General features: G+C 68.3%; 10 protein-coding genes. 6 read left to right on the forward strand and 4 right to left on the reverse strand.

Going from position 1 to position 15,909, the window contains the following annotated elements; genetic code table 11:
- Window positions 1-3: 3 nt before the first annotated feature.
- The gene (locus tag AB0J62_RS22815) at window positions 4-681 is read right to left on the reverse strand and encodes a response regulator transcription factor (protein WP_134102895.1); all 678 of its coding nucleotides are present in this window, start codon (window positions 679-681) and stop codon (window positions 4-6) included.
- A gap of 157 nt (window positions 682-838) precedes the next feature.
- Here AB0J62_RS22815 and yicI point away from each other — a divergent pair, with 157 nt between their 5' ends.
- Complete coding sequence (gene yicI, locus AB0J62_RS22820) at window positions 839-3,088, forward strand: alpha-xylosidase (RefSeq protein WP_363874407.1); 2,250 nt, start codon at window positions 839-841, stop codon at window positions 3,086-3,088.
- On the opposite strand, the gene AB0J62_RS22825 is transcribed toward yicI, so the two are convergent.
- Together AB0J62_RS22825 and AB0J62_RS22830 are read right to left on the reverse strand one after the other, a co-directional pair.
- Window positions 3,037-5,805 carry a glycoside hydrolase family 3 C-terminal domain-containing protein gene (locus AB0J62_RS22825; RefSeq protein WP_363874410.1) on the reverse strand — a complete coding sequence of 923 codons (2,769 nt, stop codon included), beginning with the start codon at window positions 5,803-5,805 and terminating at the stop codon, window positions 3,037-3,039. The two genes, yicI and AB0J62_RS22825, sit on opposite strands and share 52 nt — an antisense overlap.
- Before the next feature lie 170 nt (window positions 5,806-5,975).
- The gene (locus AB0J62_RS22830) at window positions 5,976-7,163 is read right to left on the reverse strand and encodes an ROK family transcriptional regulator (protein WP_363874413.1); all 1,188 of its coding nucleotides are present in this window, start codon (window positions 7,161-7,163) and stop codon (window positions 5,976-5,978) included.
- A 153-nt stretch (window positions 7,164-7,316) separates the two neighbouring features.
- Between AB0J62_RS22830 and AB0J62_RS22835 the strand changes: the two genes are divergently transcribed.
- The 5 genes from AB0J62_RS22835 to AB0J62_RS22855 are packed head-to-tail and all read left to right on the forward strand — an operon-like array spanning window position 7,317 to window position 14,895.
- Window positions 7,317-8,981 (forward strand): extracellular solute-binding protein, encoded by a 1,665-nt coding sequence (locus AB0J62_RS22835; RefSeq protein ID WP_363874416.1) that lies wholly within the window; start codon window positions 7,317-7,319, stop codon window positions 8,979-8,981.
- Window positions 8,965-9,948 (forward strand): ABC transporter permease subunit, encoded by a 984-nt coding sequence (locus tag AB0J62_RS22840; protein WP_363874419.1) that lies wholly within the window; start codon window positions 8,965-8,967, stop codon window positions 9,946-9,948. Before AB0J62_RS22835 ends, AB0J62_RS22840 begins: the two co-directional genes overlap by 17 nt.
- Window positions 9,945-10,850, forward strand: a complete 906-nt coding sequence (locus AB0J62_RS22845; RefSeq protein ID WP_134102881.1) for a carbohydrate ABC transporter permease — start codon at window positions 9,945-9,947, stop codon at window positions 10,848-10,850. The genes AB0J62_RS22840 and AB0J62_RS22845 overlap by 4 nt, the downstream gene beginning before the upstream one ends.
- Window positions 10,847-13,003, forward strand: coding sequence for a carbohydrate-binding protein (locus tag AB0J62_RS22850; protein ID WP_363874423.1), 2,157 nt, complete (start codon window positions 10,847-10,849; stop codon window positions 13,001-13,003). Before AB0J62_RS22845 ends, AB0J62_RS22850 begins: the two co-directional genes overlap by 4 nt.
- Window positions 13,000-14,895, forward strand: coding sequence for a beta-galactosidase (locus tag AB0J62_RS22855; RefSeq protein ID WP_363874426.1), 1,896 nt, complete (start codon window positions 13,000-13,002; stop codon window positions 14,893-14,895). The genes AB0J62_RS22850 and AB0J62_RS22855 overlap by 4 nt, the downstream gene beginning before the upstream one ends.
- On the opposite strand, the gene AB0J62_RS22860 is transcribed toward AB0J62_RS22855, so the two are convergent.
- Window positions 14,871-15,890: a LacI family DNA-binding transcriptional regulator gene (locus tag AB0J62_RS22860; protein ID WP_363874429.1), complete on the reverse strand. Its 1,020-nt coding sequence runs from the start codon at window positions 15,888-15,890 to the stop codon at window positions 14,871-14,873. The two genes, AB0J62_RS22855 and AB0J62_RS22860, sit on opposite strands and share 25 nt — an antisense overlap.
- Window positions 15,891-15,909: the final 19 nt, after the last annotated feature.

Raw genomic sequence — 15,909 nt, forward strand, 5'->3', positions numbered from 1 at the left:
CGGCTAGCCACCCTCGGGGTTGAGCCGGTATCCCATGCCTCGGATGGTCTCGATCGCGTGGCGGGCGAAGGGGGTGTCGATCTTCTTGCGGAGGTAGCGGACGTAGACCTCGACCACGTTGGGGTCGCCGTCGAACGCCGGATCCCAGACCGAGGCCAGGATCTCGGTCTTGCTGACGGTGTCGCCGCGGTGCCGCATCAGGAACTCGAGCAGGCCGTACTCGCGGGGCGTGAGGGTGATCTCCCGCCCGTCCCGCTCCACCCGCCGCCGGGCCACGTCCAGCGAGAGGTCGCCCGCGGTCAGCACCACCGGCCGCTCCGGACCGCCGCGCCGGATCAGGGCCCGCAACCGCGCGATCAGGACCAGGAAGCTGAACGGCTTGGTCAGGTAGTCATCCGCGCCGAGGTCGAACGCGTCGGTCTGGTCGTACTCGCCGTCCTTCGCGGTCAGCATCAGCACCGGCGTCCAGATCCCGCGCGCCCGCAGCATCTCCAGCACCCGATACCCGTTGAGCTTGGGCAACATGATGTCCAGCACGATCACGTCGTAGCTGTGTTCGGTCGCCGCCCACACCGCGTTCTCGCCGTCGTGCACCATCTCCACGACGAACCCGGCGTCGGTCAGACCGCGGTGCACCGTGTCGGCCAACCGCAGCTCGTCCTCGACCATCAGCACTCGCATCCGCCCAGTGTCACCGAGACACGCTGAGAATCCGCTGAGAGGTGGACAAACTTGACTCCATGAAGTCGGCCCACCTAGCGTTGTCGAAGCGCTTCGACAGTGTTGCGAACGGTGTTCCGAAAAGTGTTTCGACACCCTCCGGGAGAGGCTGGCCACGATGAAGTTCAGCGACGGGTACTGGCAGCTCCGGGCGGGATTGAGGCGGTTGCGGCCGGCCGAGGTCGAGAGCGTGCAGGCGGGGGAGCGGGAGCTGACCGTGTTCGCACCGGTCAAGCGGATCGAGCGGCGCGGCGACACGCTCAACCAGCCGCTGTTCACGGTGACGTTCTCCTCGCCGGCGCGCGGCGTGATCGGGGTCCGGATCGCGCACCATCTCGGTGGCCTGCCCGCGCGACCGGCGTACCGCTTGAACACCGACGACGATCATCCGGTGAAGGTGGACGTCGGTGCCGCCGAGGCGCGGTTGACGTCCGGGGAGCTGAGCGTGGTGATCGCGCTCGACGGGCCGTGGGACGTGCGGTTCGAGCAGGACGGCCGCCCGCTGACGAACTCGGGTCCGCGGAGCGTCGGCCTGATTACCGATGCCGATGGCAAGCAGTACGTCCACGAACAGCTGGCGCTCGGCGTCGGCGAGACGATCTACGGCCTGGGCGAACGCTTCGGTGCGTTCGTGAAGAACGGTCAGATCGTCGACAGCTGGAACGCCGACGGCGGTACGTCGAGCGAGCAGGCGTACAAGAACGTGCCGTTCTACCTGAGCAGCAACGGGTACGGCGTACTCGTCGACAGCCCTGCCCGCGTGTCGTTCGAGCTCGGCTCGGAGGTCACGTCCCGCAACCAGTTCAGCGTCGAGGGCCAGGAGCTCGGGTACTACGTCTTCGCCGGTCCGACCCCGAAGGACGTCCTCCGCCGCTACACAGCACTGACCGGGCGGCCCGCACGCGTGCCGGCGTGGTCGATGGGGCTGTGGCTGTCGACGTCGTTCACCACGGACTACACCGAGGAGACGACGAGCGCGTTCGTCGACGGGATGGCTGAGCGGGACCTTCCGTTGAGCGTGTTCCACTTCGACTGCTTCTGGATGCGGCAGTTCCACTGGTGCGACTTCCTGTGGGATCCGGTCGCGTTCCCGGATCCGGCCGGCATGGTCCGGCGGCTGAAGGATCGCGGTCTGCGCGTCAGCCTGTGGATCAACCCGTACATCGCGCAGCGGTCGGTGTTGTTCGAGGAGGGCAGGCGACTCGGCTATCTGGTCAAGCGACCGGACGGCTCGGTCTGGCAGTGGGACCTGTGGCAGGCCGGGATGGCGATCGTCGACTTCACCAACCCGGACGCGACCGCGTGGTACCGCTCGAAGCTGCAAACACTAATCGATCTGGGCGTCGACTGCTTCAAGACCGACTTCGGCGAGCGCATCCCGACCGACGTCGTCTGGCACGACGGATCCGATCCGGAGCGGATGCACAACTACTACGCGCAGCTCTACAACGCGGCCGTGTTCGGTCTGCTCGAGGAGAACCGGGGTGAGGGCGAAGCGGTGCTGTTCGCCCGTTCCGCGACGGCCGGCGGGCAGCAGTTCCCGGTGCACTGGGGTGGCGACTGCGAGTCGACCTTCGAGGCGATGGCGGAGTCGTTGCGCGGCGGGCTCTCGCTGGCCGCGTCGGGCTTCGGGTACTGGAGTCACGACATCGGCGGTTTCGAGGGCCTGCCCGATCCCGCGATCTTCAAGCGCTGGGTGGCGTTCGGGCTGCTCTCGTCGCACTCGCGGTTGCACGGCTCGTCGTCGTACCGGGTGCCGTGGGCGTTCGACGACGAGGCGGTCGACGTACTGCGGAAGTTCACCAAGCTGAAGCTCTCGTTGATGCCGTACCTGATGATGGCCGCCGCCGAGGCGCATCAGGACGGGGTGCCGATGATGCGGCCGATGGTTCTGGAGTTCCCCGACGATCCGGCGGTCGCCTATCTGGATCGCCAATACATGCTCGGTCCCGATCTGCTGGTTGCTCCCGTGATGAGCTTGGACGGCGCCGTCTCGTTCTACCTGCCCCGCGGACGATGGACGTCGCTGCTGACCGGCGAGGTGCTGTCGGGTCCGAGCTGGGTGCAGCAGACCCACGGGTTCGACAGCGTGCCTTTGTTCGTGCGTGAGGGGGCCGTGATCCCGATCGGGGCGGTCGACGACCGGCCGGAGTACGACTGGGCCGACGGGGTCGAGCTGCGCTGGTTCGCGCCGAGCGAGGGGCAGACGACCGTGGTCGAGCTGCCCGACGCCGACGGGGGAGTGGCTGCCGTGATCGAACTGGCCTTGCGCGACGGTGAGATCGAGTCGCGCGTGGTCGAGGGTGTGTGCGAGCGCTACACGGTCAAACTCTCGAGCACGACGTCCGCTGCAGAGAAGACCGCATAGAGCGTGTGTACGCCGGTCACCGGGACGAGTTGCCCGGTGATCGGCATGAGCTGACCTGTGGGTCGGACTGTGCCGAGGAGTTCCCCGTGCAACGGATCGTCGAGGCGGAGCTCGATCGTCGCCGGTCCGGTCCCGCGGTTCGCGGCGGTGACGTCGACGGCTGTTTCGGAATTCAGCTCGACGTCGTGAAACGCCAACCAGGCCTGGGGTTCCAGTGAGACGGTCGACTCGTCGTACAGGGTGATTCCGCAGTACTCGTCGAAGCTGGTCGCGGCTAGCGCGAGCGTTCGCGGCGGGATGCGTTCGCCGCGGACGTCGAGGGTCGTGGTCAGTCGAAGGTCGGTGCTTGACCGGCCGGCCATGACACTGTGGCGCGCGGACTCGACGCAGTGGCGGTCCCGCGTCACGTCCCAGAATCCGAGGTCGGTCGCGGCGACGGTCAGCTCGACGTCGGCGCTCTCTCCGGGGGCGAGCGACAACCGGCGGAAACCACGGAGCTGCCGGAGCGGTTGCTTGACTCGTGAACGCTGCTGACGGGTGTACAGCTGGGCCACCTCGGTGCCCGGCCGATCACCGGTGTTCGTGACCGTGAAGGTGACTCGGACCTCGCCGTCGGATGCGATCGACGGTGTGCTCAGCCGCAGGTCGGCGTACCTGAAGCTGGTGTAGCTCAGGCCGTGACCGAAGGGGTAAAGCGGCGTGCCCCGGTAATACAAGTACGTCGCGTCGGTGGTGATGATGTCGTAGTCGAGGAGGTCGGGGAGGTCCGCCGCGGAGTCGTACCAGGTCTGGGTCAGTCGCCCGGCGGGGTCGTGGTCGCCGAACAGTACGTCGGCCAGCGCGCGGCCGTACTCCTGCCCACCGTGCGCGGACCAGAGGATCGCCGGCAGGTGCTGTTGCGCCCAGCCGATCGCGAACGGATAGCTGCTGCTGAGCACGAGCACCGTGCGCGCATTCGCTGCGTGGATCTGGCGGATCAGCCGGTCCTGGGCCGCCGGGAGGTCGAGGCTGTCACGATCCTCGGTCTCCCGGCCGTTCACCAACGGGTGGTTGCCGGCGACAACGATCGCGACATCGGCGCGGGCAGCGATGACGGCTGCCTGCGCGGCACCGTCGACGACGACGTCGAGCACGAACGGTGTCGCCTGGTCGGCCAGGCTGATCGCACCTTCCGCATCGACGTGGAGGTACCGGCCACTGTGCAGGTGCTGGATCAGCACGTTGCCGCCCAGCTGGACGAACCTGAACGTCTGCTTGACTTCCCAGCCGTTCGGACCGGGCTGATCGGCGACGAGTTCCCCGTCGTCGCTCACACTCAGGTGCTGCCCGTTCCGCACCGACCGCAGCGCGAACGCATCGCCGCCCCAGTCGAACAGGTCGAACTCGCCCGGTTCCCGGCCGGCTCGCAGTACGGCGTCCGGACCGACCGTCAGGTACGACGAGGAGTCGGCGATCCGGAGGGTGACCCGGTCGACGCCCTCGCAGTACTGCACGCGGTCGCGGCCGAGACGCTCGACGATGCCGTCCAGTGCGGTGATCTGGTAGGGCAGCGTTCCGGCGTACCAGTCCTCCCTGAGGGCGCCGGCGAGCGGTCCGATGACGGCGACCCGCTGGACGGCCTCGCTCAGTGGCAGGACCTGGCATTCGTGCTTGAGCAGCACGATCGCCTGACGTGCGGCGTCCTGGGCCAGCTCGCGGTGGGCGGGGCAGTTGACCAGATCAGGCTCCAGACCGCGGTACGGATCGAGCTCGGGCGGGTCGAACTCGCCGAGCCGGAGCCGGATCGCGAGCACCCGCCGTACTGCGGTGTCGATGTCTGCCCACGTGAGCAGCCCGCATTCGAGCGCCTCGCGGAGCCGGTCGATCGTCGGGCTCGAGTTGGTGTCGTCCTGCGTGAAGCTGTCCACGCCGGCCTTGACCGCGGCGGCGTACGCGGTCGCGCCGTCGGGCGCGTACTGCTGCAGACCGAACAGGTTGCTGGGCGCGTAGGCATCGCTGACGACCAGCAAGTCGTCGCCGGTCCAGGTGCGGAGTACGTCGTTGATCAGCGGGCTCAGGTGCGCAGGCCGTCCGTTCACCAGGTTGTAGGACGGCATCACCCCGACCGCCGCGCCGGACTCGATCGGCGCGCGGAACGCCGGCAGTTCGTACTCGTGCAGGACCCGCGGCGGCAGGTTGCTCGAGGTCGTGCAGCGATCCGTTTCGTTGTTGTAGGCAAGGAAGTGCTTGAGGGTCGGAGCGGTCCTGAGGTACGACGGATCGTCGCCGGCGAGCCCGTGTCCGTACGCGGTCGCGACGACTCCGGTCAGCCAGGGATCCTCGGCGTACCCCTCCTCGTTCCGGCCCCAGCGCGGGTCGCGGAGCGGATTGACCACCGGGGCCCAGACGTTGAGACCGACACCGGCCGGGTCCTTGCGGTGGAACACGCGGACCTCGTCACCGACCGCGGCACCGACGGCCCGGACCAGGTCCGGGTTCCAGGTGGTGGCGAGGCCGATCGCCTGCGGGAAGACCGTCGCCGGACCGAGCCAGGCGACGCCGTGCAGCGCCTCGGTGCCGGTGCGGAACGCGTCCAGGCCCAGCCGCGGGACGGGCGGCTGGTACTGGTGCAGGAGCGCGACCTTCTCGTCCGGGGTGAGCCGGGCGAGCAGATCGTCGATCCGCGCGCCGGTCGGCCGGGCCGGATCACGGAACGGGGGAGGAGCTGGAGTTCTCATCGGCGATCGACTCCACGGGCTGTGTGTCGAAGCGCTTCGAACGATCATCGTCGACAGTTGGTCGAAGCGCTTCGACAGATCGGGCGTGAACAGAGGGTTGCATCCCGAGCGCCCACGGTCAAGACCTCGCGGGCTCGCTCCGGGTAGGCGCTTACCGTGCCGTCGCGGGGCTAGCGGGCCGGGAGCCGGCCCTGGGTGAGCGGCGTCAGAGCCTGGGCGGCGGCGCCCAGGGGAGTGGCGGTGTCGGGGAGCGTCGACGTGAGGACTGTGCAGCCGCCGGCGTCGGGAGCGATGGTCGCCTCGCGGAGAGCCTTGTCGAGAGCGGGAGTGAGGTGGTCGGCGAGGAGGGCATAGGCGCCGCCGAGGACGACGATCTCGGGATTGAGGATGTTGACGAGCGCGGCGATGCCCTGGCCCAGATAGGCGCCGGCCTCGGCGAGGACCTGTGTCACCGCGGTCTCCTGGGCGTCGGCGCGCCGGATCAGTTCCTCGAGTTGGAGCTGCGGATCGCTGTCGGTCACGTCCGTCCGGGACATGATCGACGGCATACTCGCCAGCGCCTCGAGACAGCCCCGTCGACCGCATCCACAGCGAGGTCCGTCCGGGACCAGGCGCAGGTGGCCGATCTCCCCGACGTACCCGAGGTGACCTTCGAGCGGCTTGCCGTCGACGATGATGCCTGCCCCGACACCGGTGTCCCCGGTCAGCCGGATCAGGTTTCTGGTCCCGGCGTGCGGTCCGTAGAGATGCTCGGCCAGCACGCCCAGCGACGCGTCGTTGTCGACCGTCACCGGGATGTCCGGTCGCCCGAGTGCCGCTGCGAGCTCAGCCCGCATCGGCACGTCTCGCCAGCCCAGGCCCGCGGCCAGCACGACGGCACCGTCGCGATTCACCAGCCCTGGCACGCCCACCGTGATCCCGAGAACCTGTCGACCGGACGACTGCACGGCGGTCACCGCCCGGCGGGCCAGGTTGGCCAGCGCTGCGATCGTCTTCGCCGGCCCGGCGTCCACGCCCGGGCTCGCGCGGTGCCAACGCAGTACCTGCTCGCCGGCGGTGTCGCAGCCGAGCGCGGTCAGGCCGCGGGCGCTCACCTCGAGCCCGATCGTCGCGTACGCCGATCCGTCGAGCACGAGCAGCGTCGCCGGGCGGCCGACGTGGTTCTGGGTCTGCTGGGTCTCGCGGACCAGGCGGCGCTCGAGCAGATCCCCGACGATGCTGGTCACGGTCGCCTTGTTGAGACCGGTCCCGGTGGCGATCGCGGCCCGCGAGCAGGGTGCCTGGCGGCGCAGGTAGCCCAGCACCGCGGCCAGGTTGGTCGCGCGGATATGGGTGTGGTCCGCGGTCTGTGTGGTCAAGGTCCGTCCCTCGATCGAGTCCTGCCCGAGGTTGTGTGTGGTGCTGCCACGCCGGCGCATCGCCGAACACAACCTAGTTCTACACCTTGTCGCCCCGTCGGCTCTGAGCTAATTTGTTTGGCTACCAGCCCAACTAATTCTAGGGGATGCGACGTGACCGGACCAGAGATCGGCGGCACCAGGCGCCGGACCTTCATCTCCCTGCTCGGCGTCGGTGCCGCGGCTGCCGGCGGTGTGACACTGACCGGCTGCTCCAACAGCAGTTCGGGATCCAGCACGAGCGGCCGGGCCGAGACCGAGGACAAGTTGTCCGGCCTGCTGCCGAAGTTCATCGCGTACGAGCCGGTGAAGCCGGACCTGCCCGGCGAGAACGGCGCGTCACCCGGCTTCTCGCACTATCCGAGCGAGCTCAAGCGGGCCGTGCCCGACAAGATGGTGCCGAGCGGCAAGGAAGTCTCGGCGATGACGCCGCTGTGGAGCCCGATGCCGCCCGGCCTCGGCAAGAACTCCTACTACGACGCGAACAACGAGCGGATCGGGGCGCCGGTCCGGTTCAACATCCTCAACGGCAACGACTACGGCGACAAGCTCGGTCCGATCCTCGCGGCCGGCAACGTGCCCGAGCTGCTCTGCATCCCGGGCTGGAACATCTCCGGGTTGACCCGGTTCGGCCAGGCCGTGGACAAGCTGTTCGAGGACCTCACGCCGTACCTGGCCGGTGACAAGGCGGCGGAGTACCCGATGCTGGCCAACCTGCCGACCCGCGCCTGGGCGTACGGCGTGTGGAACTCCCAGCTGAAGGCAGTGCCGTTCCCGTCGGACGGGTTCCCGTGGGCGCTGTTCTACCGCAAGGACATCTTCGACCAGGTCGGCGCGCAGCCGCCGAAGAACGCCGACGAGGTGCTGGCGCTCGGCAAGCAGCTGACCGACGCGAAGGCGGGCCGGTGGGCGTTCGGCTCGGTCGCCGACGAGATGGCCCGGATGTTTGGGGCGCCCGGCAGCTGGCGCAAGGACTCCAGCGGCAAGCTGGTGAACAAGATCGAGACCCCGGAGTTCGAGGAGTCGGTGGCGTTCGTCCGCAGGCTGTTCCAGTTGGGATACGTGCATCCTGAGGTGGTCGCGAACGCCGGAGCGGACGAGAACGCGCTGTTCGAGGGCGGGAAGTTCGTCATCCGGCAGAACGGGCTGGGCGGCTGGCACGAGGCGTTGCAGCGGCAGCAGACGATCAACCCGAAGTTCAACCCGCAGCCGGTGATGCCGTTCGCTCACGACGGCGGTGCGCCGATCACCTGGGGCGGTGATCCGGCCGGCATCTTCACCTTCGTGAAGAAGGGGGTCGGCGAGCAGCGGGTGAAGGAGCTGCTCGGCGTCATGAACTACACGTCGGCGCCGTTCGGAACCGAGGAGTACGTGCTCTACAACTACGGGGTCGAGGGCAAGCACTACGTGAAGCAGGCCTCCGGCGCTCCGAGGCTCACCGCACTCGGTCAGAAGGAGGTCTCGCAGACGTACATCTTCCTGGGTGGCCGTCCGACGGCGATCACCGAGAGCGAGTACCCGGGGTATGTGCAGTCGATGAGTGCCTGGCAGAACGCGGCGGCGAAGGTCCGCGAGAAGAACCTGTTCGACGGGATCCGGGTGGAGCAGCCGGCCAAGATGGCCGCGCTGTACCAGCCGTTCGACGACACGCTCCAGGACATCTTCCGCGGCCGCAAGCCGGTCAGCGAGCTGAAGACGGCGGTCAAACAATGGCAGACCAACGGCGGCAACGAAGGCCGCGACTTCTACGCCAAGGTTCTCAGTGACAACGGTCGTTAAGCCCCCGGAGCGGGCGGCCCGGCAGGCGGCTCCGGCGAGGTCCGAGAAGCGTTCCGGCATGCGGTTCCGGCATCGGTTGCGGCGGGATTGGCCGTTGCTGGTGATGGTGTTGCCGGTGATCGTGTTGCTCGGCGTGTTCCACTACTTCCCGACGTTCGGCAACGTGATCGCCTTCCAGGACTATTCGCCGTACGCCGGGATCCGGGGCAGCGAGTTCATCGGGTTCGCGAACTTCAGCCGGATGTTCTCCGAGCCGGCGTTCTGGCGGGCGGTCGCGAACACCCTGTCCATCACCGCGGTCCAGCTGATCTTCTTCTTCCCGATCCCGATCGCACTGGCCCTGCTGCTGAACAGCGTGCTGTCGGCAAAGATCCGCAACGTTGTCCAAGGCATCGTCTACCTGCCGCACTTCTTCTCCTGGGTGCTGGTCGTGTCGTTGTTCCAGCAGATGATCGGCGGCGCCGGCCTGCTGGCGCAGACGCTGCGGGATCACGGACACTCGGCGGTCGACCTGATGACGAAGCCGGACACGTTCATCCTGCTGGTCACCGCCCAGTCGGTCTGGAAAGACGCGGGCTGGGGGATGATCGTCTTCCTCGCGGCCCTCTCCACCATCAACCCGGCGCTCTACGAAGCCGCGGCGGCCGACGGGGCCAACCGCTGGCGCCGGCTCTGGCACATCACGCTGCCCGGCCTGCGTCCGGTGATCGTCCTGCTCCTGATCCTCCGCCTCGGCGACGCGCTGACGGTCGGCTTCGAGCAGTTCATCCTGCAACGCAGCGCCGTCGGCGGAGGCGCCGCCGAGGTGCTCGACACGTACGTGTACTACCAGGGCCTGCTCGTCGGCGACTTCGGGTACGGCGCCGCAGCCGGTCTCTTCAAAGGGGTGATCGGCCTCGTCCTGGTCCTGGTGGCCAACCGATTCGCTCACCTGGTGGGCGAGCAGGGGGTGTATTCGCGCTCATGACCGCAAGGGCTGTCTGGGAAGAGGAACCGACCGCGATCGGTCGGCTGAGCAAGCCGGTCGTGCTGACGCTGATCGCTTTGGCGGTGGCGTTCCCGCTGTACGTCGTGGTGGTGACAAGTCTGTCCAGCACGGAAGCGGTGACCCGCGCTGGCGGGTTGGTCGTCGTACCGCGCGAGCTGACGGTGGCGGCGTACGTGCAACTCCTGTCTGGTGGTGTGGTCACGAGGGCGCTGCTGATCAGCGTGTTGATCACGGCAGTCGGCACGGCGTTCAGTCTCGGGATCACCGTGCTGGCGGCGTACGGCCTATCGCGGCCGGGGTCGGTGTTCCATCGGCCGCTGCTGTTCGTCGTACTGCTGACGTTCCTGTTCGGGCCGGGCATCATCCCGAGCTATCTGCTGGTGAACTCGCTCGGCCTGATCGACCACTACGCGTCGCTGATCCTGCCGACCGCGATCTCGGCGTTCAACCTGATCGTGATGCGCTCGTTCTTCATGGGCATTCCGGGCGAGCTGATCGACAGCGCGCGGATCGACGGCGCGGGCGAGTTCGCCATCCTCCGCCGGATCGTCATGCCGCTGTCGAAGGCCGTCGTCGCGGTTGTCGGCCTGTTCTACGCCGTCGGCTACTGGAACGCGTTCTTCAACGCGCTGCTCTACATCAACGACAACAACAAGTGGCCGTTGCAGATGGTGTTGCGGACGTACATCGTGCAGCAGCAGCCCCTGCCGACCGGCGCCGGCGGCATAGCGACTGGCACCGGCCTCGGCATGCAGCCGGCGCCCGGTCTGGCCATCAAGATGGCGATCGTCGTGATCGCGATCGTCCCGGTCCTCCTCGTCTACCCGTTCATCCAGCGGCACTTCACCAAGGGCGTCATCATCGGCGCGGTGAAGGGATGAGCACGCGACGGCAGTTCCTTGCCCTCAGCACCGGTACGGCGATGCTCGCGACAACCGCCGGTCACGCCCAGGCGGCACCGTCGAACAGGTATCGCTGGCGGAACGTCGAGATCGTCGGCGGCGGCTTCGTCACCGGAATCACCCACCATCCGGGCCGGCGTGGGCTGGTCTACGCGCGCACCGACATCGGCGGTGCGGTCAGATTCGACAACCGCACCCAGCGTTGGGTGCAACTACTGCACTGGGTCGGCTGGGACGAGTGGAACTGGACCGGTGTCGAGAGTCTGGCCGTCGACCCGGCGGACCCGCGGCGGCTGTACCTTGCCGTCGGCACCTATACCAACGACTGGTCTCCGATCAACGGGGCGATCCTCCGCTCCGTTGATCAGGGCCGGACGTACGTCCGGACCGACCTGCCGTTCAAACTCGGCGGCAACGAACCCGGCCGCTCGATGGGTGAGCGGCTGGCCGTCGACCCGCACGACGGCCGGATCCTGTTCCTCGGGACCCGCAACCAAGGTTTGTGGCGCAGCGCCGATCGCGGCGTCACCTGGGCGCGGGTCGACAGCTTCCCGGACACCGGCACGCCCGGTATCGGGATCGGCTTCGTCTTCTTCGACCCACGCGACGGCACGATCTACGCGGGTGTGGCTGACGCCGCCGCTGGGTTGTACCGCAGCACCGACGCCGGTGCGACCTGGGCGCCGATCCCCGGCCAACCGGTTGGCCTGTTGCCACACCACGGCGAACTAGGGGCCGATGGCAACATCTACGTGAGCTACGGCGACCTGCCGGGACCGTACGAGATGTACGACGGCGCCGTGCACAAACTGGACACCGGCACCGGTGAGTGGACCGACATCACCCCGCTGCGGCCGAACACCGGCGGCGAGGCCGGGTTCGGGTACGCCGGCCTGGCCACGGATCCGCGCCGGCCCGGCACCGTGATGGTGGCGACGATGGGCCGGTGGGGTCCGGTGGACGACATCTTCCGATCGGTCGACGGCGGACGGACCTGGTCCTCGATCGGCGAGCGGATCGTGCTCGACACGTCGGGAGCGCCGTACCTGAACTTCCACGGGACGCCGAAGCTCGGCTGGATGATCGGCGACATCTCGATCGACCCGTTCGACTCCGGCAAGGTCCTCTACGTCACCGGTGCGACGATCTTCGGCACCGACGACGCGACCGAGGCCGAGGCCGGCCGCAGTACCCACTGGTCTGTCCGTGCGCAGGGCCTGGAGGAGACCGCCGTACTCGACCTGATCAGTCCGCCCTGGGGACCGCCGCTGATCAGCGCGCTCGGGGACATCGGGGTGTATCGCCACGACCGGCTGGACCGGGTGCCGCCGGACGGACAGGCGTCGAATCCGGTCAGTGGAACCTCGCCGAGCCTGGATTACGCCGCTCGGGCACCGGGCTTCGTGGTCCGGCTGGCGAACGCGAACGCGGGGGAGCGCGGCGCCTACTCGACCGACGCCGGGGTGAGTTGGCAGCCGTTCACCGGCGAGCCGGCACCGATGACACAACCCGGCCGGATCGCGGTCAGCACGGACGCGCGGACGATCGTCTGGGCGCCGGACGACCTGGTTGCGCACTACTCGCGCGATCGTGGCGCGACGTGGACCGCAGTCACGGGGCTGCCGGTCAAGGCCGCTGTCGTCGGTGATCGGGTCGACGGCAGGTTGTTCTACGGATTCGATCCAGCCACCGGTACGGCGTACGTCAGCACGAACGGCGGCGCTTCCTTCACCGTGACCGCGACCGGTCTGCCGACGGGCGCCGGGAAGCTGGAGACCGTGCTCGATCGGGCCGGGCACTGCTGGCTCGCAGCGGGCACCGGCGGTCTGTATCGGTCGGTCGACAGCGGGCTAACGTACGTTCCCGTGACATCGATCGATGAGGCCTACACCATCGGCTTCGGCAAGGCCGCGCCCCGTCACCGGGACATGGCCGCGTACACGTCGGGGAAGGTGGGCGGCGTCCGCGGCATCTTCCGGTCGGACGACAGCGGCGCCTCGTGGGTGCGCGTGAACGACGATCGGCACCAGTACGCGTCCACCGGTGACGCGATCGCCGGCGATCCGCGCGTGTATGGGCGGGTGTACCTGTCCACCAACGGCTTCGGGATTCCGTACGGGGAGCCGGTATGACGAGACTCTGGTACGGCGGCGACTACAACCCTGAGCAGTGGGATCCGGCGGTGTGGAAGGAGGACGTCGACCTGATGCGTCAGGCCGGCGTGAACCTGGTGACCGTCGGCGTCTTCTCCTGGTCGACCCTGGAACCGTCCCCGGGGCAGTACAACTTCATCTGGCTGGACCAAATTCTCGACCAGTTGTACGACGGTGGTGTCAGCGTCGATCTGGCGACGCCGACCGCATCGCCACCGCCGTGGTTCAGCCGGCTGCACCCCGAGGCGCTGCCGGTGACAGCAGACGGCGTACGGCTCACGCATGGCAGCCGGGACACGTACTGCGCGTGCGCGCCGGCGTATCGCGAGGCTGCGCGTGGGATCGCGCGGGCGTTGGCCGAGCGCTATCACGATCACCCGGCGCTGGCGATGTGGCACGTGCACAACGAATACGGGACGGTCTGCTACTGCTCGTTGGCTGCGGCACGATTCCGCGAGTGGCTGCAGGAGCGCTACGGCACGCTCGACCGGTTGAACGAGGCGTGGACAACCGCGTTCTGGAGTCAGGGGTACGCCGACTGGACCGACGTCGAGCCGCCGCGCAAGACGCAGTACCTGGTGAATCCGACGCAGTACCTGGACTTCCGGCGCTTCTGGTCGGACGAGCTGCTGGCCGCGTATCTGGAGCAGAAGACCGAGCTGCGGAAGGTGTCGCCGTTGCCGATCACGACGAACTTCGTGTTCGGCAACTGGGTTCCGGTGAACCATGCGCGTTGGGCCGCCGAGGTCGATGTCGTTGCCATTGACCACTATCCGGATCAGGCCGGGATCGCGGCCGAGGAGCAGACGGCCTTCGGTGCGGACCTGGCCCGCGGCTGGGCCGGTGGGAGGCCGTGGCTGTTGATGGAGCAGGCGGCGGGCACGCTCAATACCGGGCCGCGGATGCACGCGAAGGAGCCGAGTCGGATGGCGCGACACAGCCTGTCCAACATCGCCCGCGGCTCGCAAGGTGTGTTGTTCTTCCAGTGGCGCGCCTCGCGGGGCGGCGCGGAGATGTACCACTCGGCGATGGTGCCGCACGCGGGCCCGGACAGCCGGATGTTCCGGGAGATCACACAGCTCGGATCGGAGCTGCCGCACCTGGCTGAAGTTGCCGAGAGCAACGTTGTGGCCGACGTCGCGATCCTCTGGGACGCCGAGTGCTGGTGGGCGATGCAAGGCACCCACCTTCCCTCGTCGTCGCTCGACTACCTGGCCGCCGTCCGCGCCGCGCATCGGCACTTCTGGCGCGGGGGAGTGACGGTCGACTTCGCCGCTCCCACTGACGATCTGACGTCCTACAAGCTGGTCGTTGCCCCCAGCCTCTATCTCGTGAGTGACGATGCCGCGGCGAATCTCGCTGCTTACGTGGAGAGCGGCGGACAGTTGGTTGTCGGGTACTTCAGCGGGATTGTCGATCCTGACCTGAGGATTCGGTATCCCGGTGCGTTCGCGGACCTGCTCGGCGTGCGTGTCGAGGAATTCCATCCGCTGCCGGACGACGGCGAGGTCGTCCTTTCCTCCGGCGGCCGTGGGCGTTTGTGGAGGGAGGATGTGCGCGCGGTGTCGGCCGAGGTCGTCGATCGGTACGCCGGTGGAGTCCTGGACGGCAAGCCGGCGATCACGCGCCGCCAGGTCGGAGCAGGTACGGCGTGGTACGTGTCGACCGAGCTGGACGATGCCACCGCCGCGCGGCTCTTCGAGCTCTCGCCCTCGCCGGTGGAGACCGTCCGACGACGGTCCGGCGACACCACCTGGACCCTTCTGTTCAACCACGGAGACGCAGAGTTCGCCGTACCGGATGCGGGTGAGCTGGTCGCCGGCGAGTTGCCGGTCCCGGCCGGCGGTTATGCCGTGGTGAGGTCGCCGTGAGGGCAGGTGCTGCCGCGGGCGGTCAGCGTCGGCGGGACCAGGGTCAGGCTGGGCACCTCGCCGCCCTCGAGCTTCGTGATCAGCGACTCGACCGCCTGGTCGCCGATCCGTTCCGCCGGGATGCTGACCGACGACAGCTGGGGGACCTGCCGCTCGGCGACGTCGTCCGCGCAGATCGCGACCAGCGACATGTCCTCCGGGACGCGGCGGCCGAGGCGGCGCAGTACGTCGAGCAGCGGGCCGATGATCGGCTCGTTCTGGACGACCAGCCCGGTGATGTCGGGGTGGTCGCTGAGGAGTTGCTCGACCGTGTGCAGGATCGCGTCGAAGGTGTGCTCACACGGCGTTTCGACCCCGAGCACACCGCGGCGCTCGGCCGCCTCGACGAACCCGGTGAGCGTCCGCTGGGCGAACCCGGTCTGGCGCTCGTAGACGGCGGACGGCGTACCGAGCAGAGCCAGCGAACGGTGGCCGAGGTCGGCCAGGTGGTCGACACAATGCGCGCCGGCGGCAACGAAGTCCAGGTCGATACAGGTCAGGCCGTCGGCGTCGTCGGGGTATCCGATCAGCACCGACGGCATCGGCAGCTCGCGCAGCACCGGGACCCGCTCGTCGTGCAGCTCGACGTCCATCACGACGAGCGCGTCCACCAGCGAGCTCTGCGCGACCCGCTCCAGCCCGTCCGGTCCTTCGTCGGCGGTCAGCAGCAGTACGTCGTGATCGAACCGGCGGGCCGTGGTCACGACCGCGGTGGCGAACTGCATCATCACCGGGACATGCATACCGGTCCGCAGCGGGATCACCAGCGCGAGCACGTTGGACCGCTGGCTGGCCAGCGCCCGGGCGCTCGCGTTCGGGCGGTAGCCGAGCGCGTGGACGCTGCGCTGCACCCGCTCCCGGGTGTCGGTCGAGATCGTCCGCTTCCCGCTGAGCACGTAGGACACCGTGCTGGCCGCGACCCCGGCATGCCGGGCCACGTCGGCGATCGTGACCATCGCACTCCCTTTCCTCAAC

It is taken from the genome of Kribbella sp. NPDC049584 (assembly GCF_040675555.1).
GTDB lineage: Bacteria > Actinomycetota > Actinomycetes > Propionibacteriales > Kribbellaceae > Kribbella.

What these genes read in the sequence shown, in the direction of transcription:
- yicI (WP_363874407.1), top strand. Translation starts at nt 839, where the DNA reads ATGAAGTTCAGCGACGGGTACTGGCAGCTCCGGGCGGGATTGAGGCGG.
- AB0J62_RS22825 (WP_363874410.1), bottom strand. Translation starts at nt 5,805, where the DNA reads ATGAGAACTCCAGCTCCTCCCCCGTTCCGTGATCCGGCCCGGCCGACC.
- AB0J62_RS22845 (WP_134102881.1), top strand. Translation starts at nt 9,945, where the DNA reads ATGACCGCAAGGGCTGTCTGGGAAGAGGAACCGACCGCGATCGGTCGG.
- AB0J62_RS22855 (WP_363874426.1), top strand. Translation starts at nt 13,000, where the DNA reads ATGACGAGACTCTGGTACGGCGGCGACTACAACCCTGAGCAGTGGGAT.
- AB0J62_RS22815 (WP_134102895.1), bottom strand. Translation starts at nt 681, where the DNA reads ATGCGAGTGCTGATGGTCGAGGACGAGCTGCGGTTGGCCGACACGGTG.
- AB0J62_RS22860 (WP_363874429.1), bottom strand. Translation starts at nt 15,890, where the DNA reads ATGGTCACGATCGCCGACGTGGCCCGGCATGCCGGGGTCGCGGCCAGC.
- AB0J62_RS22850 (WP_363874423.1), top strand. Translation starts at nt 10,847, where the DNA reads ATGAGCACGCGACGGCAGTTCCTTGCCCTCAGCACCGGTACGGCGATG.